Origin of the sequence: Microbacterium sp. 1.5R, assembly GCF_001889265.1 — a bacterium.
In the GTDB taxonomy this organism is placed as follows: Bacteria; Actinomycetota; Actinomycetes; order Actinomycetales; family Microbacteriaceae; genus Microbacterium.
Genome location: NZ_CP018151.1, coordinates 2,298,043 through 2,316,036, shown reverse-complemented (window position 1 = coordinate 2,316,036; position 17,994 = coordinate 2,298,043). Strand labels below are relative to the sequence as shown.

Here is a 17,994-nt window from a genome sequence, read left to right as displayed (position 1 = left end):
GCCTCGCTAGACTGCGATCAGTGACACGGGGTGCCGCATCCGCGGCTGAGAACAGACCCGTCGAACCTGATCTAGTTCGTACTAGCGAAGGGATGTCGCGTTGAGCGATCGTCTGCGTCCTGATTCCGAATCGACCTTGGCCACCTCGGCGGCTGAGCTCCTGACAGGGCTGCGCGACAGCCCACCCTTGACCCATTGCATCACCAACAGCGTCGTCACGGGCTTCACCGCGAACGTGCTGCTCGCCCTCGGCGCGGCGCCGGCGATGGTCGACATCGTCGGTGAGGCGGGGATGTTCGCCGGGGTGGCCTCCGGGGTGCTGATCAACCTCGGTACGCCGACTCCGGAGCAGCGTGCGGCGAGCCGTGAAGCCGCGGCAGGAGCCCTCGCCGCAGGTACTCCGTGGGTGCTGGATCCCGTCGCGATCGGCGCGCTGCCGGTGCGCACGGCACTCGCGCACGAGCTGGCCGACGCACGCCCCACGGCGATCAGGGGGAACGCCTCGGAGATCCTCGCCCTCGCGGGGCTCAGCGCCGGGGGGCGCGGCGTCGATGCGACGGACACGACCGATGCCGCGGCCGAAGCGGCACTCGCACTCGCTTCGCGGCACGGCGCGGTGGTCGCGGTGTCGGGACCGGTCGACCTGGTGACGGATGGAGCACGATTGCTCCGCATCGCGAACGGTCATGAACTGCTCACCCGTGTCACCGGCGGCGGATGCGCGCTGGGTGCCGTCATGGCGGCGTTCCTCGGTGCGGCGCGCTCGACCGCTGCGGATCCGCTCACCGCCGTCTCGGCGGCGAGCCTCGTGTACACGATCGCCGCCGAGCGCGCCGCGGCGCGGGCCCCGGGCCCCGGCAGCTTCGCCGTCGCACTGCTCGACGCGCTCGCCGCCGTGCAGCCGGAGGACCTCGCCCTCGCCGCGCGTGTGCAGGAGCACGCGCTGTGATCGCGGACCTCTCCCTCTATCTCGTCACGGATCCCACCCTCTGCGGCGCGCGGGGCGTCGCGGAGACGGTGCGACTCGCCGTCGACGGGGGCGTGCGCATCGTCCAGCTGCGCGACAAGGGCGCGACGGATGCCGAGACCGCCGATCAGTTGATCGAGCTCTCTCGGGTGATCGACGGCCGTGCACTGCTCGTGGTGAACGACCGCGTCGAGGCGGCGCTGATCGCTCGCGCCAGGGGAGCGCGGGTCGACGGCGTGCACCTCGGCCAGGGCGACGTATCGGTGCTGCGGGCACGCGAGCGGCTGGGACCCGAGGCGATCATCGGGTTGACGGCGAACACGCCGGAGCATCTCGACGCCGTGGCCGCCCTGCCGGCAGGAACGGTCGACTATCTCGGCGTCGGCGTGATCCGTCCCACCGCCACCAAGCCGGATCACCCGCCGGCCCTGGGAATCCACGGCTTCGGTGCGCTCGCCGCGAGGACCGCACTGCCATGCGTCGCCATCGGCGGCGTGGGAATCGACGACATCGAGCGCCTTCGGGATGCGGGTGCGGCGGGGCTCGCCGTCGTCTCCGCCATCTGCGCCGCCGTCGATCCGACGAGGACGGCCCGGGCATTCCTCAGCCGATGGAGGGCTTCGGGCACACCTCGCGTGCTCAGCATCGCGGGGAGCGACCCGTCGGGCGGGGCGGGGATCCAGGCCGATCTCAAGTCGATCGCCGCGAACGGGGGCTATGGCATGGCGGCTGTCACGGCGCTCACGGCGCAGAACACCAGGGGAGTCCGAGCGGTGCACGTGCCTCCTGCCGAGTTCCTCCGGCAGCAGCTCGATGCCATCTCGGACGACATCGTCATCGACGCGGTGAAGATCGGGATGCTGGCGAACACGGAGGTGATCGCCACCGTCGCCGCCTGGCTCGACGCCGTCCGTCCGCCGATCGTCGTGCTCGACCCGGTCATGGTCGCGACCAGCGGTGATCGCCTGCTCGATGAGGATGCCGAGCGCGCACTCCGCGGGCTCCTCGAGCGCGCTCATGTCGTGACGCCCAACCTCGCCGAGCTCGCCGCGCTCTCCGATCGTCCGATCACGGGGTGGGACGACGCGCTCGAGGCCGGGGCCGAGCTCTCCGCCCGCATCGGCGGGGCGGTGCTCGTCAAGGGAGGGCACCGCGACGGCGACGACGTTCCGGACGCGTTGATCGATGTCGCCGGAGGCGTCAGACACGGCTATCCCGGGTCGCGCATCATGACACACAACACGCACGGCACCGGATGCTCCCTGTCGTCGGCCCTCGCCACCCGCCTCGCCGGAGGGGAGTCCCCTGTCGACGCGGTGAAATCGGCGAGGACCTGGCTGCGGGAATCCCTGAGGCAGAGCGATGCGCTCGACATCGGGAGCGGTCACGGACCGGTGAACCACTTCGGCGGCCTCTGGCGACGAGGGGGACTCGAGGCCGCACCCGAGCGTGCCGACCTCCGCGATCGGTGGTGGGACCGGATCGCGCACGTGCGGGCCGACATCGACGAGCTGTCCTTCATCCGCGCTCTGGCCGACGGGACTCTCGACCGCGAACGGTTCCTCTTCTACCTCCGACAGGACGCCCTCTATCTCCGGGAGTACGCCCGAGTGCTCGCAGCGGCCGCGCGGATCGCGCCCACACCGCACGAGCAGGCGTTCTGGGCTCAGTCGGCCCAGGGGGCGATCACCGGAGAGCTCGAGCTCCATGCATCGTGGCTGGCCCCGGGCGCGGGAGTGGAAGCGGCGACCTTCGCCGTCGATCCGGCGCCTGCGACCGTCGCGTACCTCGACCACCTGCGCTCCGTGGCCTTCGGCGGCGACTACGCCGAGCTCATCGCGGCCGTGCTGCCGTGCTTCTGGCTGTACACCGATCTCGGAACCCGCCTGCACGCGGGGGAGTTCGACGCGTACGCCCGAGACCCGCAGCATCCCTACGCGACGTGGCTCGCGACGTATGCCGATCCCGCGTTCGAGAAGGCGACGGAGCAGGCGATCGACCATGTGATGCATGCGGCGACGGAGTCGGATGCCGCGGGGCGGCGACGGATGCTCCGCGCTTTCGAGGTCTCCAGCGCGCACGAACTCGCCTTCTTCGCGGCGCCGGCACTCCACGCGTCCGGCGGATGACGGACCGGATTTGCGCATGCCGCGACGAGCGCGCTATCGTCGCGGCATGCCTTCGGCCGCCACCGCTCCTCTGACGCTCGTTCCGAGCGTCATCGCCGTGCGCCGACGCAGCAGCGGCCGCCGACTCTAGGCGACCCTGCGCTTCTGCCTGCGTACGCACGGCGGTCGAGTGCCGGTGTCGCCGCCCCGGTTCCCGACACTGCACCCCGCGTTCGCCGAGGGGTCCGACCGTTAAGGTAGAAGAATGACGTACTCCGTCGCCGTCTCCGGCGCATCCGGCTACGCGGGCGGCGAGATCCTGCGCCTCCTCGCGTCTCATCCCGACATCGAGATCCGCACGGTGACAGCGCACTCGAACGCCGGTCAACCGCTCGTGCAGCATCAGCCGCACCTGCGGTCGCTCGCACACCTCGCCCTGCAGGACACCACGCCCGAGACGCTCGCCGGGCACGACATCGTCTTCCTCGCTCTGCCGCACGGGCAGTCCGGGCAGTACACCGACGCGCTCGGCGACACCCCGCTCGTGATCGACGCGGGAGCGGACCACCGACTGACGTCGCAGGATTCCTGGGACGCGTTCTACGGCGGCGACTTCCACGAACCGTGGGCCTACGGCGTTCCCGAGCTGCTCGTCGGCGGTGTCAAGCAGCGCGAGACGCTGCGCGAGGCGAAGCGCATCGCCGCTCCCGGCTGCAACGCCTCGACCGTGAGCCTGAGCCTGGCCCCCGGGGTCGCCGCAGGGGTGATCGACGCGGGGGACATCGTCTCGGTGCTCGCCGTCGGCCCGTCCGGAGCGGGGAAGAGCCTCAAGACCAACCTGCTCGCCGGCGAGATCCTCGGCACAGCCAATCCCTACGCGGTCGGGGGCACGCACCGGCACATCCCGGAGATCCGCCAGGCGCTCGCCGCGGCATCCGGCTCCCCAGCCGACGGCATCCGCATCTCGTTCACGCCTGTGCTGGTTCCGATGTCGCGGGGCATCCTCGCCACCTCGACCGCGACGATCGTCGGCGATGTCAGCGATGCGGAGATCCGCGCCGCCTGGGAGGACGCCTACGGCGACGAGACCTTCGTGCAGTTGCTGCCCGCCGGTCAGTTCCCGCGCACGGCCGATGTCCTCGGTGCGAACACCGCCCTGATCGGTCTCGCGATCGATCGCGCGGCGAACCGCGTGACGGTGGTCACCGCGGTCGACAACCTCGTCAAGGGCACCGCCGGCGCTGCCGTCCAATCCATGAACCTCGCGCTGGGGCTGCCCGAGTCCCGCGCCCTCTCAGTGAACGGAGTCGCGCCGTGAGCGTCACCGCCCCCGCAGGATTCGAAGCGGCCGGAGTCGCCGCAGGTCTCAAATCGACCGGAAAGCCCGATGTCGCCGTCGTGGTCAATCGCGGCCCGCGCAAGGTCGGTGCGGCCGTGTTCACCAGCAACCGCGCCAAGGCGAACCCCATCATCTGGTCGCAGCAGGCCGTCGCCGATCGCGTGGTCGAGGCCGTCGTGCTGAACTCCGGAGGCGCGAACTGCTTCACCGGCAGCTTCGGCTTCCAAACGACGCACCAGACCGCAGAGAAGGCGGCCGAGCTGCTCGGCGTCGGCGCCGGCGACGTGCTCGTGTGCTCGACCGGCCTCATCGGAGTCGGAGACGAAATCTTCCGCGCGAAGGTCCTCTCGGGCACCGAACAGGCGATCGCCGAGCTGTCGACAGACGGCGGCGATGTCGCGGCCGAGGCCATCATGACCACCGACAGCGTGTCGAAGACCGCCGTGGTCAGCCGAGACGGCTGGACCATCGGCGGCATGGCCAAGGGAGCGGGCATGCTCGCTCCCGGGCTCGCCACGATGCTCGTCGTCATCACGACGGATGCCGTGCTCGAGCCTCTCGAGGCGGATGCGGCGCTGCGATTCGCCACCGGCACGACGTTCGACCGCCTCGATTCGGACGGATGCATGTCGACCAACGATCAGGTCACACTGCTCGCGAACGGCGCTTCCGAGGTGGTGCCCGACCTCAAGGACTTCTCCGCCGCGCTGGCAGAGCTGTGCCAGGAGCTCGCGGTCAAGCTGCAGGGCGATGCCGAGGGGGCCAGCCACGACATCACCATCGAGGTGCAGCACGCCGCGACCGAGGCGGAGGCGGTCGAGGTCGGCCGCTCCGTCGCGCGCAACAATCTCTTCAAGGCCGCCATCTTCGGCAACGACCCCAACTGGGGGCGGGTGCTCGCAGCGATCGGCACCACGAACGCCCAGTTCGACCCGTACGACGTCGACGTCTGGATGAACGGCGTCCGGGTGTGCAGCGAGGGCGGCCCCGACCGTCCGCGCGAGGAGGTAGACCTCACTCCACGTGCCACGCATCTCGTGATCGATCTCAAGGTCGGCGATGCCACCGCGACGATCCTCACGAACGACCTCACCCACGATTACGTACACGAGAACAGCGCCTACGCCTCATGACCGACATTCAGGACACCACCCCGGACGTCGCCGCCGTGAAGGCCGCGACGCTCATCGAGTCGCTCCCGTGGCTGAAGAAGTTCCGCGACCAGATCGTCGTCGTCAAGTACGGCGGCAATGCGATGGTCTCCGACGAGCTGCAGGAGGCGTTCGCACAGGACATCGCGTACCTGCGCTACGTCGGCGTGCTGCCGGTCGTCGTGCACGGCGGCGGACCGCAGATCTCCGACATGCTCCAGCGACTCGAGATCCCGAGCGAGTTCAAGGGCGGCTACCGGGTCACCAACACCGAGGCGATCAGCGTCGTGCGCATGGTCCTCACCGGCCAGGTGAACCCGCAGCTCGTCTCGAAGATCAACTCGCACGGTCCGATCGCCACCGGGCTGAGCGGGGAGGACGCCGGCCTGTTCGGCGGTCGTCGTCGCGGTGTCGTGATCGACGGCGAGGAGATCGACCTCGGACGCGTCGGCGACGTCGTGGAGGTCGACCCGACGCCCGTGCTCGATCACCTCGCGGCGGGACGCGTGCCTGTCGTCTCGAGCATCGCGCCCGACCTCGATCACCCCGGCCAGTCGCTCAACGTGAACGCGGATGCCGCGGCGGCAGCCCTCGCCGTGGCGCTCAACGCTCGCAAGCTCGTCATCCTCACCGACGTGCCGGGGCTCTATGCCGACTGGCCCAACCGCGACTCGCTCGTGTCGCACCTCACCTCGGAGGCTCTCATCGAGATGCTGCCGACACTCGAATCCGGCATGATCCCGAAGATGAAGGCCTGCCTGGATGCGATCGAAGGCGGCGTTGATGCCGCCGCGATCATCGACGGACGCGTGCCGCACTCGGTGCTCGTCGAACTCTTCACCAGCAAGGGGATCGGAACTGAAGTGGTCTTGGGAAGCGCAGGGATGAACGCATGAGCAACTGGCAGGATGACGCAGCGAGCGATCTGGTCCTCAACGCGGGCCCGCGCCTGGCGATGCTCACACGAGGCGAGGGGTCCTACCTCTGGGACTCCGAGGGCAAGCGCCACCTCGATTTCCTCGCCGGCATCGCGGTGACCTCGCTCGGTCACGCGCATCCGGTGTTCGTCGAGGCCGTGTCGAGACAGGCCGCGACTCTCGCGCACGTGTCGAACTACTTCGCGACGCCCTGGCAGCTCGCGCTCGCCGCACGGCTGAAGCGCCTTGCGGGCGCCGGGATCGACGGCCGCGTGTTCTTCTCGAACTCCGGCGCCGAGGCGAACGAAGCGGCATTCAAGCTCGCCCGACTCCACGGGGGAACCGACAAGCCGCGCATCCTCGCGCTCGAGAACGGATTCCACGGGCGCACCATGGGGTCACTCGCGCTGACGGCCAAGGCCGCGATGCGCGCGCCGTTCGAGCCGATGCCCGGAGGAGTGGAGCACATTCCGGCGACCGTCGAGGCTCTGGAAGCCGCGATCGACGACCGGGTCGCCGCCGTCATCGTGGAGCCGATCCAGGGCGAGGCCGGCGTGGTCGAGCTTCCGGACGGCTATCTGCAGGCCGCCCGTTCGCTCACGCTGAAGCACGGGGCGCTGCTCATCGTCGATGAGATCCAGACGGGTGCCGGACGCACGGGGGCCTGGTTCGGCTTCAGCCACGAGGGCATCACTCCCGACGCGATCACGCTCGCGAAGGGCATCGGGGGAGGCTTCCCGATCGGCGCTCTCGTCACCTACGGTGCGGCGAGCTCGCTCTTCACGCCGGGTTCGCACGGATCGACGTTCGGCGGCAACCCGCTGGCCACCGCCGTGGCCGACGCCGTGCTCACCGAGATCGAGAACGCCGGACTCGTCGAGAACGCTGCGCGTCGCGGCGAGGAGATCCGACAGATCATCGCGGACATCGATTCGCCCCTCGTCACGGGAGTGCGTGGCCGAGGGCTCCTCATCGGAGTGGCACTCGGCGCCCCCGTCGCGAACGACGTGGTCGCCGCCGCTCAGGAGCGCGGCCTCATCGTGAACGCGGCCAACCCCGAGACGGTGCGCATCGCCCCGGCTCTCACGATCGGAGACGCTGAACTCGCCGAGTTCCGCAAGCTCTTCGCCGATTCGCTCGCTGACGTACAGACATCCCTCGCCGAATCCGGAAAGGCCCTCGCATGACCCGCCACCTGCTGCGTGACGACGATCTGACCCCCGCCGAGCAGGCGGAGATCCTCGATCTCGCCATCGAGCTGAAGAAGGACCGCTGGGCGAACAAGGCTCTCGCCGGTCCCCAGACGGTCGCGGTGATCTTCGACAAGTCGTCCACCCGCACCCGCGTCTCCTTCGCGGTGGGCATCGCCGACCTCGGCGGCACGCCGCTGATCATCTCGACCGCGAGCAGCCAGCTCGGCGGCAAGGAGACGCCGTCCGACACCGCGCGGGTTCTCGAGCGCCAGGTCGCGGCGATCGTCTGGCGCACCTATGCGCAGGCGGGGCTCGAGGAGATGGCCGCCGGCACCACGGTGCCAGTCGTCAACGCCCTCTCGGACGACTTCCACCCGTGCCAGCTGCTCGCCGACCTGCTCACGATCCGAGAGCACAAGGGTGAGCTCAAGGGGCTGACCCTGACGTTCTTCGGCGACGGGCAGAGCAACATGGCGCATTCCTACGCACTGGCCGGTGTCACTGCCGGCATGCATGTGCGCATCGCGTCACCTGCGGAGTACGCCCCGCGCGCCGACGTCGTCGAGGCGGCGGACCGCCGGGCTGCGGAGACCGGCGGCTCGATCACGCTGTTCACGGATGCGGTCGAGGCTGCGGCCGGCGCCGACGTCGTGGTCACCGACACCTGGGTGTCGATGGGCAAGGAGGAGGAGAAGCTCGCGCGCATCCGCGATCTCGGCGGCTACAAGGTGACCCCCGAGACGATGGAGATCGCCGATTCCGAGGCCATCTTCATCCACTGCCTTCCCGCCGACCGCGGCTACGAGGTGGACTCCGAGGTCATCGACGGACCGCAGAGCGTCGTCTGGGATGAGGCCGAGAACCGTCTCCACGCGCAGAAGGCCCTGCTCGTCTGGCTGCTCGGCAAGAAGGACGCGTGATGATCGACTCGAAGAACGAAGGCACGAACGAAGGCGCACTGTGGGGCGCCCGCTTCGCGAGCGGGCCGTCGCCCGAGCTCGTCGAGCTCAGCAGATCGACGCATTTCGACTGGATCCTCGCTCCGTACGACATCGCGGGCTCGCATGCGCACGCGACGGCGCTCGCGGCTGCCGGCTACCTCGAACCTGCTGAGGCGGCCAGGATGCATGAGGGGCTCGATGCCGTGGCGCGCAAGGTCGCCGACGGCACGCTGCAGCCCGTCCCCTCCGATGAGGACGTGCACGGTGCGCTCGAGCAGGCGCTGATCGCCGAGCTCGGTCCCGAACTGGGCGGACGCCTACGCGCCGGACGCAGCCGCAACGATCAGATCGCCACTCTCGTGCGCATGTACCTGATCGATCACGCTCGAGTGATCGCGCGCGACATCCTCCGTGTCATCGACGCGCTCGTCGCGCAGGCCGAGGCCCACCCCGACGCGATCCTCCCCGGCCGCACGCATCTGCAGCACGCGCAGCCGGTGCTCCTCGCGCACCACCTCCAGGCCCATGGCTGGCCGCTCGTGCGCGAGCTCGAGCGTCTCGTCGACTGGCGTCGTCGCGCAGGCGTCTCGCCGTATGGCGGGGGAGCGCTCGCGGGCTCGACCCTCGGACTCGATCCTGCGCTGGTCGCATCGGAACTCGGACTCGATCGACCGGCGGAGAACTCGCTCGACGGCACCGCAGCACGCGACGTCGTCGCCGAGTTCGCCTTCATCGCGGCGATGACGGGTGTCGACATCTCGCGTCTGAGCGAGGAGATCATCCTCTGGAACACACGTGAGTTCGGCTTCGTCACGCTGCACGACGGATACTCGACGGGGTCGAGCATCATGCCGCAGAAGAAGAACCCCGACATCGCGGAGCTCGCTCGCGGAAAGTCGGGGCGCCTGATCGGCAATCTGTCGGGGCTCATGGCGACGCTCAAGGGCCTCCCGTTGGCCTATAACCGCGACCTGCAGGAGGACAAGGAGCCGGTCTTCGATTCGGTCCAGACCCTCGAGGTCGTGCTTCCCGCGTTCGCCGGCATGATCGCGACGCTGCGCTTCGACACCGAGCGGATGGCGGCCCTCGCCCCCCAGGGATTCTCGCTCGCGACCGATGTCGCCGAGTGGCTCGTGAAGCGCCGGGTGCCGTTCCGCGACGCGCACGAGATCTCCGGCGCGCTCGTGCGGGCCTGCGAAGAACAGGGGATCGGTCTCGAGGACGCTTCCGACGAGCTGCTGCTCTCGGTCTCTCCGCATCTGGTCCCCGAGGTACGTGAGGTTCTCACGATCGAGGGTTCCGTGGCATCGCGCACCGGAGCCGGGGGAACGGCTCCCGTCCGAGTCGCCGAGCAGCGTGCCGAGCTCGTCGCCAGAGCGCAGGCCGCGGCGCACGCCTTGGGCCTGTAGTCGGTTGTGCACCGCCGGTCGACGCGATGTGCGGCGACCGGCGGGGCTCCTCAGTGCAGCGCGACGTCGGCGGTCGACCTCGTCCACCGGGTGAAGCGCACGACGAGTCCCGCGTGCGTCGGACCGGCGAGGAACGGGCCGGCGGATGCAGCGGCGTCGCCGGTGAACGGAGCGACGCGAACCAGTCGCCAGTCCTCGTCGTCCGCGCGTGCACGCACGATCACCGCGTCCGGCCACCGGCTCACGCGGACGGTGATCTCTCGGCCGTGCCAGTCGTCGACGTATCCGACGGACCAGTCGGAGCGGATGTCGGTGACGACGGCGCCGAGTCCGAGGTGCTCGTCGGCGTACTCGATGCCCGCTTTGATCCAGTGCTCGTCGTCGATGCGCACGAAGACTCCTGCCTGGTCGAACTGGCCGTCCCATGGCGCGCGGAATGAGACGTCCATCGCCTCGCCCACGGCCAGGGGAGCCAGCAGCGCGTGCTCGGTGTCGTGGACGAATCCGTACGCCGTGTGTCGCCAGGCGTCGCTGCCTTCCGCGGCGGTCACGTCCAGGTGCTCGACCCCGTCGGCGGAGATCGTGGTGAGTGCGGCGGGCGGGTGGGTCCAGGAACCTTCGTCCCACCGGATGATGTCTGATTCAGGCATGTTCCGAGCATATAACCTAATAGGGCATAAGCAACAGTTATTCGTGATACGGTTATCACATGGTCATCGCCGTACTCGCCGACATCGTGGGATCGCGCAAGCTCGACGATCGCACCGCGGCGCAGCGCGTGCTCGATGACACGATCGCTCGGGTGGAGGCCGACCTGCCTCTGGCACATCACCCGCTCACCCCCACGGTGGGGGATGAGCAGCAGGGTGTCTATCTTCGGCTCGAAGACGCTCTGGTGTCGCTTCTCATGATCCAGCTCGCTCTTCCCGACGGCATCGCCTTCCGTTTCGGCATCGGGATCGGCGAGGTGCGCACCGTCGACTCCGTCCACGGCGAGCTCGCCGACGGGCCGGGGTGGTATGCGGCGCGCGCGGCGATCGAGACCGTCCACGCGAGAGAGGCACGCACCGTGCCGCGCACCCGGATCTGGATTGTCGGAGCCCCGGGGCAGGATGAGGTCATGGAGAGCGTGATCGCAGCATCGAACGCCTACCTCCTCGTCCGCGACGAGCTGGTCGGCGCCATGAACGAGCGCGAGCGCCGCCTCACCTACGGACGGATGGTCGGCAGATCGCAGCACGACCTCGCCGCCGAAGAGGGCATCTCGCAGCCCAGCGTCTCGAAGTCGTTGCGCAACGCTGGCAGCGCCGCACTCATCGAAGGTGCGGTCGCGCTGAGGGGAGCGAGCGCATGATCGTCGCCGGATTCATCCTGCTCGCGGTCGGATCCGCCGATCTCGTCCGCCAGTTCGCTCCGCATCGATGGGCCGGGTACCTGACGGTGGCCGTGATGTTCCTGCTGCTCGGCAGCGTGAGCGACGCGCTGCTGCCCATGCTCGCAGGGCTCGTGGTCGGAGCGCTCTGGGTCTGGTGCATGCCGTCGGAGCGCCGCGCACCGCTCGGGTTCTGGCCCGCGGTGCTGCTCGGTCTCCTGAGTATCGGATCGGTCGTATGGCTGGGGGCGCGCACTGATCCCGGCCTGATCGGCACCGTGTGGAACCTCCGTTCACCGTTCGGCGACGTCCCGTTCGATCTTGCGATCCTGACGCTCGGCACCGGGGTCTTCCTCCTCGAGTCGGCGAACCTCGTGGTGCGCGCAGCGCTCGACGGTGAGCACACCTGGCGACCGGCTGAACTGCGTCGATCGGCGATGCGCGACGAGGTCGACGCGGAACCTGCGGCGCCCGAGGCCACCACGCCCGGCGACGCGATCGGCGGCAGGGAGTCGACCGACGCCACGATGGCGGACAAGCCGGGCCGACCGGATGAAGCCACGGCTCTGCGCGACCCGCGCGCGGGATTCAAGGGCGGTCGACTGATCGGCCCGCTCGAGCGCATCCTGGTGATGCTGCTCACCCTGGCTGCGGCGTATCCGATCCTCGCCGCGATGCTGGCGGCGAAGGGGATCGTGCGCTTCCCTGAGATCTCCCGCGACGGTGAGACAGGTGCCAGGGCCGAGTACTTCCTCGTCGGCAGTCTCGTCAGCTGGGTCATCGGGTTGGGCGCGGCGTTCCTCGTGTGGTGGGCGGCGCACACCTGATCCACGGCGGCCCGGCGATTCACCGACCCTCACCGCTGATAGCCTGGGGCGCGTGTCGAATACCGCTCTGACGACCGCCCCGCCGGCGATCGACCCCACGTTCGAGAACGTGTGGGACGAACTGCTGTGGCGCGGCCTCGTCCACGTGTCCACTGACCAGGAGGCGCTGCGCGCCCTTCTCGCCGGGGACCCGATCACGTATTACTGCGGCTTCGATCCGACTGCTCCCAGCCTGCATCTGGGCAACCTGGTGCAGCTGCTGACGTTGCGTCGCATCCAGCTCGCCGGCCACAAGCCGCTCGGTCTCGTCGGCGGCTCCACCGGTCTGATCGGCGACCCGCGCCCCACGGCCGAGCGCACGCTCAACACTCGCGAGACCGTCGAGGAGTGGGTGGGACGCCTGCGGACGCAGGTCGAGCGCTACCTGAGCTTCGAGGGCGAGAACGCCGCCCGCATCGTCAACAATCTCGATTGGACGGCGCCGCTGTCGGCGATCGACTTCCTGCGGGAGATCGGCAAGCACTACCGCGTCGGGACCATGCTCAAGAAGGATGCGGTCGCCGCGCGACTGAACTCCGACGAGGGCATCAGCTACACGGAGTTCAGCTACCAGATCCTGCAGGGGATGGACTTCCTCGAGCTCTACCGTCAGTACGACTGCGTCCTGCAGACCGGCGGCTCCGACCAATGGGGGAACCTGACCAGCGGCACCGACCTCATCCGTCGTGCCGAGGGTGCGTCGGCGCACGCGATCGGCACACCGCTGATCACGAACAGCGACGGGACCAAGTTCGGCAAGAGCGAGGGGAACGCCATCTGGCTCGACCCCGAGATGTGCAGTCCGTACCGGATGTACCAGTTCTGGCTGAGCACCGCGGATGCCGACGTGATCGGCAGGCTGAAGGTCTTCACCTTCCTCACCCGCGCCGAGATCGAGGAGTACGAGGCGCTGGTCGAGTCCGAGCCCTTCCGTCGCGCCGCACAGAAGCGTCTCGCGCTCGAGGTCGTCGCCACCGTGCACGGCATCGATGCGGCCGCTGCGGTGATCGCGGCATCCGAGGCCCTGTTCGGACAGGGCGACCTGACTGCCCTCGACGCGTCGACCTTGCGCACGGCGCTCGAAGAGCTGCCGAACGCGACGGTCGATTCCGGGTCATCGGTGGTCGATGCGCTCGTCGCCACGGGATTGGTCTCCAGCTCGTCCGAAGCGCGACGCGCGATCAGCCAGGGTGGAGTGTCGCTCGACGGATCGCGTGTGGAAGACGATGCAGCCACCGTCAAGGGATCTCTGCCCGGTGGGGTGTCCGTGCTCCGCCGCGGCAAGAAGACCCTCGCAGGTGTCTTCCTCGCGTGAACATCCGACCCTGATCGCCTGACGGCGGTCGTCTGAGAGTCCTCGGACGGCCGCCGTCACGCTTCCACCGTTCACACTCGACAGGAGCCTGCCGATGCCGTTCACGCCGAGTCATGCAGTGGTCGCCCTCCCGTTCATCCGCACGCCGCTCGTGCCCGCCGCGATCGCGATCGGCGCCATGACGCCCGACCTTCCGCTGTTCATCCGCGGGGTCGGCCTCCCGTACTCGTTCACCCACTCATTCGGCAACGTCGTGTGGACCGCGCTGGTCGCTTTCGTGCTGTTCCTGCTGTGGCGCGTCGTGCTGCGTCCGGCCGTCGGTGAGCTCTCTCCGCTCTGGCTGGCTCGCCGGGTCCCTGCCGACTGGTCGCAGTCCGGCGTCGAAGCGGCCCGAGCCGCCGTCGGCGTCGGTGCTCGAGATCGGCTGTACCCGGCGATGCTCGCGGCATCGCTGGTGCTGGGAGTGCTGTCGCACATCGTCTGGGATCTCTTCACGCACGAGGGGCGTTGGGGCGTCGATGTGCTTCCCGCGCTCGACGATGTGTGGGGGCCGTTCACCGGATACAAGTGGCTGCAGTACGGCTCGAGCGTGATCGGCCTGCTCGTCATCGGGATCTGGGGGATTCTCCGGGTGAACCGCGCTGTTCCCCTCGAACGAGTCGACCGCGTGCTGCCTTCGGGCGTCCGAATCGCCTGGTGGCTGTCACTTCCCGTGGTGCTGATCACGGCGTGGGCCCTCGGCTACGCCGGCTACGGGCCGTTCACCGAGGAGTTCACCTACCAGCATCTGGCCTACCGGATGCTGCCGCCGGCGTGCGCTCTGTGGGGCGTGCTCACTCTCGTGCTCTGTCTGTCGCTGCCGGTGTTCCGACGCATTCACCAGCGCGGCTGATCGGATCCCCAGCGATGGGGGGCGGCGAGCTCGAGGCCGGGAAGCGCCGATCGCGCCGTGGTGATCGTCTGCCCTGCGACGTCGAACGTCGCGGTGTGGGCGGTGAGGTCCAGTACCCTTTCCCGCTCCGACCCCGATACCGATCGCGATCCCGAGGACCGTGGCATTCCGAGAAGCTCGGCGGCCACTCGACGCAGCGAAGTGCGCACCACCCAGCCACCACCTTCTCGACGGCGCCGCTCGAGCAGCGAGATGATCGAGGCTGCGAGCAGGTACCCGGCACTGTGATCGAGGGCCTGCGCGGGGAGGACCCCCGGGCGGTCGCCGTCCGGCGTCTCGATCATGGCGATCCCGGACTCCGCTTGCACCAGACTGTCGAACCCTGCGCGAGAGGGGTGGTCGTCGCCCCACGCACTGAGCTCGGCGATCACCAGACTCGGGTGCCGCTCGATCAGGGCGGATGCGGAGAGGCCGAGTCGCGCGAGGGCTGCCGGTCGGTACCCGAGGACGACGACGTCAGCCTCGGCGAGCAGCTGGTCGAAACGCTCGGTTCCGGCGTCGAGCAGCGTCGATCGCTTCCCGTGACCGGTGTCGAAGTGCTGCCACTCGGGCTCGGGCAGCTGCGGGGGATCGACGCGCAGCACGTCTGCTCCCAGCAGTGCGAGCGTGCGGGTGCAGACGGGACCGGCGATCACCCGGGTGAGATCGAGCACGCGGGTGCCGGTGAGTGGTGCACGACGATCGTCGCCGTCTCGCCGGCGCGGCTCCTCGCCGCTCGGGGAGGGCATCCGATCGACCTGGAGCAGGGGAGCGGACCGCAGCTGAGCGTCGTGGATGGGGTTCTCCGGCAGCACGGGCACGGCGAGTCCGCCCGCATCGACGATCCGATCGACAGCGTCGGCGGCCGACTGAGTCAGGATGGCCGCTCGGACGTCTTCGCCCGCTGCGTCGATTCCGAGCCCGAGACCGGTCAGAAGGCGAATCGCGTGGTGGGGGTAGTTGCCATGGGTGCGGATCCACCCGTCGGACGCCCGGAAGAATCCCGAGTACGGGGACCAGACATCGGGGGCGCGTCCGTCGACGGTGAGCACCCGATCGCTCCGGTACGCGACGGCGATGCGATCGGGGTCGGGGAGGGAGTCGACGCCGGCCGCCAGACACACGGCCCGAACGCTCGCCCAGGCCAGATCCGCCGTCGCGAGGCGCGACTCGAGAGGCACGGCGTGAACGAAGGGGGCGCCGGAATCGACCTCCACCGGCGCGAGCCCGAGGGCGGACCACACGCGGTCCAACAGAGCAGCGGAGGGGGCTCGATTCGGCAGCTGGGTCACGCTGCGATCGTACTCGTGGCGGCGATCTCGGCGGAATACCGGCGCTGGACTGGGAAAAGTGTTGCCACCTGGTGCGGCGACACGCCCGGGGGTGGTGGCCCGATTTGCCAGAACCCCAGAACCCACGTAACTTATTACTTGTTCGCCCCACAGGGAAGCGGAGGAGCCGAGAGCTTCACCCCCCTCAAGCGGAGAACCACCTCCCGATCCACTCACTTGTGAGAACAGACGCCTGCGTCTAGGATGGGAGATCCACCCCATCTGCGGCTGTCAAGAGCTGCGCAGCGGATCCAAGATCCGCGCGGCGCGCTGATTTGACAAGCGGGACGGGATGGCTAAGATAGAGAAGTTGCCCTTCGGGCCTGGTTGTGATGACTGGGTCGTGGGAGCATCCGATCCTTGAGAACTCAACAGCGTGCACTTGTCAAATGCCAAATAACCTCGATTCAGCTTCGGCTGGATGAGATTCCTTTGGATCAAAGACCAACCTCCTTGTGGGGTTGGCAACGGATAAAGTCAGCAATGATTTGTCTCTTTGGTCAGCATCAAACTCGCTGCGTCACCGTTTTCCCGGTGTCGTATGCATTTCTTTTTTACGGAGAGTTTGATCCTGGCTCAGGATGAACGCTGGCGGCGTGCTTAACACATGCAAGTCGAACGGTGAACACGGAGCTTGCTCTGTGGGATCAGTGGCGAACGGGTGAGTAACACGTGAGCAACCTGCCCCTGACTCTGGGATAAGCGCTGGAAACGGCGTCTAATACTGGATACGAGTAGCGACCGCATGGTCAGTTACTGGAAAGATTTATTGGTTGGGGATGGGCTCGCGGCCTATCAGCTTGTTGGTGAGGTAATGGCTCACCAAGGCGTCGACGGGTAGCCGGCCTGAGAGGGTGACCGGCCACACTGGGACTGAGACACGGCCCAGACTCCTACGGGAGGCAGCAGTGGGGAATATTGCACAATGGGCGCAAGCCTGATGCAGCAACGCCGCGTGAGGGATGACGGCCTTCGGGTTGTAAACCTCTTTTAGCAGGGAAGAAGCGAAAGTGACGGTACCTGCAGAAAAAGCGCCGGCTAACTACGTGCCAGCAGCCGCGGTAATACGTAGGGCGCAAGCGTTATCCGGAATTATTGGGCGTAAAGAGCTCGTAGGCGGTTTGTCGCGTCTGCTGTGAAATCCGGAGGCTCAACCTCCGGCCTGCAGTGGGTACGGGCAGACTAGAGTGCGGTAGGGGAGATTGGAATTCCTGGTGTAGCGGTGGAATGCGCAGATATCAGGAGGAACACCGATGGCGAAGGCAGATCTCTGGGCCGTAACTGACGCTGAGGAGCGAAAGGGTGGGGAGCAAACAGGCTTAGATACCCTGGTAGTCCACCCCGTAAACGTTGGGAACTAGTTGTGGGGTCCATTCCACGGATTCCGTGACGCAGCTAACGCATTAAGTTCCCCGCCTGGGGAGTACGGCCGCAAGGCTAAAACTCAAAGGAATTGACGGGGACCCGCACAAGCGGCGGAGCATGCGGATTAATTCGATGCAACGCGAAGAACCTTACCAAGGCTTGACATATACGAGAACGGGCCAGAAATGGTCAACTCTTTGGACACTCGTAAACAGGTGGTGCATGGTTGTCGTCAGCTCGTGTCGTGAGATGTTGGGTTAAGTCCCGCAACGAGCGCAACCCTCGTTCTATGTTGCCAGCACGTAATGGTGGGAACTCATGGGATACTGCCGGGGTCAACTCGGAGGAAGGTGGGGATGACGTCAAATCATCATGCCCCTTATGTCTTGGGCTTCACGCATGCTACAATGGCCGGTACAAAGGGCTGCAATACCGCGAGGTGGAGCGAATCCCAAAAAGCCGGTCCCAGTTCGGATTGAGGTCTGCAACTCGACCTCATGAAGTCGGAGTCGCTAGTAATCGCAGATCAGCAACGCTGCGGTGAATACGTTCCCGGGTCTTGTACACACCGCCCGTCAAGTCATGAAAGTCGGTAACACCTGAAGCCGGTGGCCTAACCCTTGTGGAGGGAGCCGTCGAAGGTGGGATCGGTAATTAGGACTAAGTCGTAACAAGGTAGCCGTACCGGAAGGTGCGGCTGGATCACCTCCTTTCTAAGGAGCATCTGACTCTTCGGAGTCCAGAACCCAGATCGAAGACGTTCGTTCTTCGCTGGGAGCTCATGGGTGG

The 17,994-nt window shown here is 67.7% G+C and carries 14 protein-coding genes, 1 rRNA gene and 1 riboswitch; of the genes, 13 read left to right on the top strand and 2 right to left on the bottom strand.

The genetic code is table 11. From position 1 onward, the window contains the following. Positions 1-16 precede the first annotated feature (16 nt). A riboswitch (TPP riboswitch) is annotated at positions 17-110 on the top strand. The 8 genes from thiM (at position 101) to argH (ending at position 10,025) form a co-directional block, all read left to right on the top strand. Then, entirely contained in the window at positions 101-949 is an 849-nt protein-coding gene (gene thiM, locus BMW26_RS11060; protein ID WP_072592320.1) for a hydroxyethylthiazole kinase, read from the top strand. It overlaps the preceding riboswitch by 10 nt. After that, on the top strand, positions 946-3,096 hold the full coding sequence (gene thiD, locus BMW26_RS11055; RefSeq protein WP_072591499.1) for a bifunctional hydroxymethylpyrimidine kinase/phosphomethylpyrimidine kinase: 2,151 nt from the start codon (positions 946-948) through the stop codon (positions 3,094-3,096). The genes thiM and thiD overlap by 4 nt, the downstream gene beginning before the upstream one ends. A gap of 244 nt (positions 3,097-3,340) precedes the next feature. After that, positions 3,341-4,393, top strand: coding sequence for an N-acetyl-gamma-glutamyl-phosphate reductase (gene argC / locus BMW26_RS11050; RefSeq protein ID WP_072591498.1), 1,053 nt, complete (start codon positions 3,341-3,343; stop codon positions 4,391-4,393). Further along, the gene (gene argJ / locus BMW26_RS11045; RefSeq protein ID WP_072591497.1) at positions 4,390-5,547 is read left to right on the top strand and encodes a bifunctional glutamate N-acetyltransferase/amino-acid acetyltransferase ArgJ; all 1,158 of its coding nucleotides are present in this window, start codon (positions 4,390-4,392) and stop codon (positions 5,545-5,547) included. Before argC ends, argJ begins: the two co-directional genes overlap by 4 nt. Beyond that, positions 5,544-6,461, top strand: a complete 918-nt coding sequence (gene argB / locus BMW26_RS11040; RefSeq protein WP_053096875.1) for an acetylglutamate kinase — start codon at positions 5,544-5,546, stop codon at positions 6,459-6,461. Before argJ ends, argB begins: the two co-directional genes overlap by 4 nt. Beyond that, positions 6,458-7,669, top strand: coding sequence for an acetylornithine transaminase (locus BMW26_RS11035; protein ID WP_053096873.1), 1,212 nt, complete (start codon positions 6,458-6,460; stop codon positions 7,667-7,669). The genes argB and BMW26_RS11035 overlap by 4 nt, the downstream gene beginning before the upstream one ends. Beyond that, positions 7,666-8,595 carry an ornithine carbamoyltransferase gene (gene argF / locus BMW26_RS11030; protein ID WP_056280178.1) on the top strand — a complete coding sequence of 310 codons (930 nt, stop codon included), beginning with the start codon at positions 7,666-7,668 and terminating at the stop codon, positions 8,593-8,595. Before BMW26_RS11035 ends, argF begins: the two co-directional genes overlap by 4 nt. Next, the gene (argH, locus tag BMW26_RS11025; protein ID WP_072591496.1) at positions 8,595-10,025 is read left to right on the top strand and encodes an argininosuccinate lyase; all 1,431 of its coding nucleotides are present in this window, start codon (positions 8,595-8,597) and stop codon (positions 10,023-10,025) included. Before argF ends, argH begins: the two co-directional genes overlap by 1 nt. Positions 10,026-10,075: 50 nt before the next feature. Here the strand turns inward: argH and BMW26_RS11020 are convergent, their stop codons facing one another. Next, the gene (locus BMW26_RS11020; RefSeq protein ID WP_072591495.1) at positions 10,076-10,675 is read right to left on the bottom strand and encodes a DUF1349 domain-containing protein; all 600 of its coding nucleotides are present in this window, start codon (positions 10,673-10,675) and stop codon (positions 10,076-10,078) included. A 59-nt stretch (positions 10,676-10,734) separates the two neighbouring features. Here BMW26_RS11020 and BMW26_RS11015 point away from each other — a divergent pair, with 59 nt between their 5' ends. The 4 genes from BMW26_RS11015 to BMW26_RS11000 all read left to right on the top strand — a co-directional run bounded on the left by BMW26_RS11015 (position 10,735) and on the right by BMW26_RS11000 (position 14,470). Further along, entirely contained in the window at positions 10,735-11,379 is a 645-nt protein-coding gene (locus tag BMW26_RS11015) for a SatD family protein (protein WP_053096866.1), read from the top strand. Beyond that, complete coding sequence (locus BMW26_RS11010; RefSeq protein WP_072591494.1) at positions 11,376-12,224, top strand: hypothetical protein; 849 nt, start codon at positions 11,376-11,378, stop codon at positions 12,222-12,224. Before BMW26_RS11015 ends, BMW26_RS11010 begins: the two co-directional genes overlap by 4 nt. Positions 12,225-12,276: 52 nt before the next feature. Further along, on the top strand, positions 12,277-13,578 hold the full coding sequence (tyrS, locus tag BMW26_RS11005; protein WP_157557429.1) for a tyrosine--tRNA ligase: 1,302 nt from the start codon (positions 12,277-12,279) through the stop codon (positions 13,576-13,578). Between the two features lie 94 nt (positions 13,579-13,672). Then, positions 13,673-14,470, top strand: coding sequence for a DUF4184 family protein (locus BMW26_RS11000; RefSeq protein WP_072591493.1), 798 nt, complete (start codon positions 13,673-13,675; stop codon positions 14,468-14,470). On the opposite strand, the gene BMW26_RS10995 is transcribed toward BMW26_RS11000, so the two are convergent. After that, the gene (locus BMW26_RS10995) at positions 14,455-15,801 is read right to left on the bottom strand and encodes a CoA transferase (protein ID WP_232224454.1); all 1,347 of its coding nucleotides are present in this window, start codon (positions 15,799-15,801) and stop codon (positions 14,455-14,457) included. The genes BMW26_RS11000 and BMW26_RS10995 overlap by 16 nt on opposite strands. 592 nt (positions 15,802-16,393) lie before the next feature. On the opposite strand from BMW26_RS10995, the gene BMW26_RS10990 reads away from it, so the two are divergent. After that, positions 16,394-17,918 (top strand): 16S ribosomal RNA (locus BMW26_RS10990). The last annotated feature ends 76 nt before the right edge of the window (positions 17,919-17,994 follow it).

Bases quoted from the DNA above. Each gene is read 5' to 3' on its own strand.
- argC (WP_072591498.1), top strand. From the start codon at position 3,341: ATGACGTACTCCGTCGCCGTCTCCGGCGCATCCGGCTACGCGGGCGGC.
- argB (WP_053096875.1), top strand. From the start codon at position 5,544: ATGACCGACATTCAGGACACCACCCCGGACGTCGCCGCCGTGAAGGCC.
- BMW26_RS11035 (WP_053096873.1), top strand. From the start codon at position 6,458: ATGAGCAACTGGCAGGATGACGCAGCGAGCGATCTGGTCCTCAACGCG.
- argF (WP_056280178.1), top strand. From the start codon at position 7,666: ATGACCCGCCACCTGCTGCGTGACGACGATCTGACCCCCGCCGAGCAG.
- argH (WP_072591496.1), top strand. From the start codon at position 8,595: ATGATCGACTCGAAGAACGAAGGCACGAACGAAGGCGCACTGTGGGGC.
- BMW26_RS11020 (WP_072591495.1), bottom strand. From the start codon at position 10,675: ATGCCTGAATCAGACATCATCCGGTGGGACGAAGGTTCCTGGACCCAC.
- BMW26_RS11015 (WP_053096866.1), top strand. From the start codon at position 10,735: ATGGTCATCGCCGTACTCGCCGACATCGTGGGATCGCGCAAGCTCGAC.
- BMW26_RS11010 (WP_072591494.1), top strand. From the start codon at position 11,376: ATGATCGTCGCCGGATTCATCCTGCTCGCGGTCGGATCCGCCGATCTC.
- BMW26_RS11000 (WP_072591493.1), top strand. From the start codon at position 13,673: ATGCCGTTCACGCCGAGTCATGCAGTGGTCGCCCTCCCGTTCATCCGC.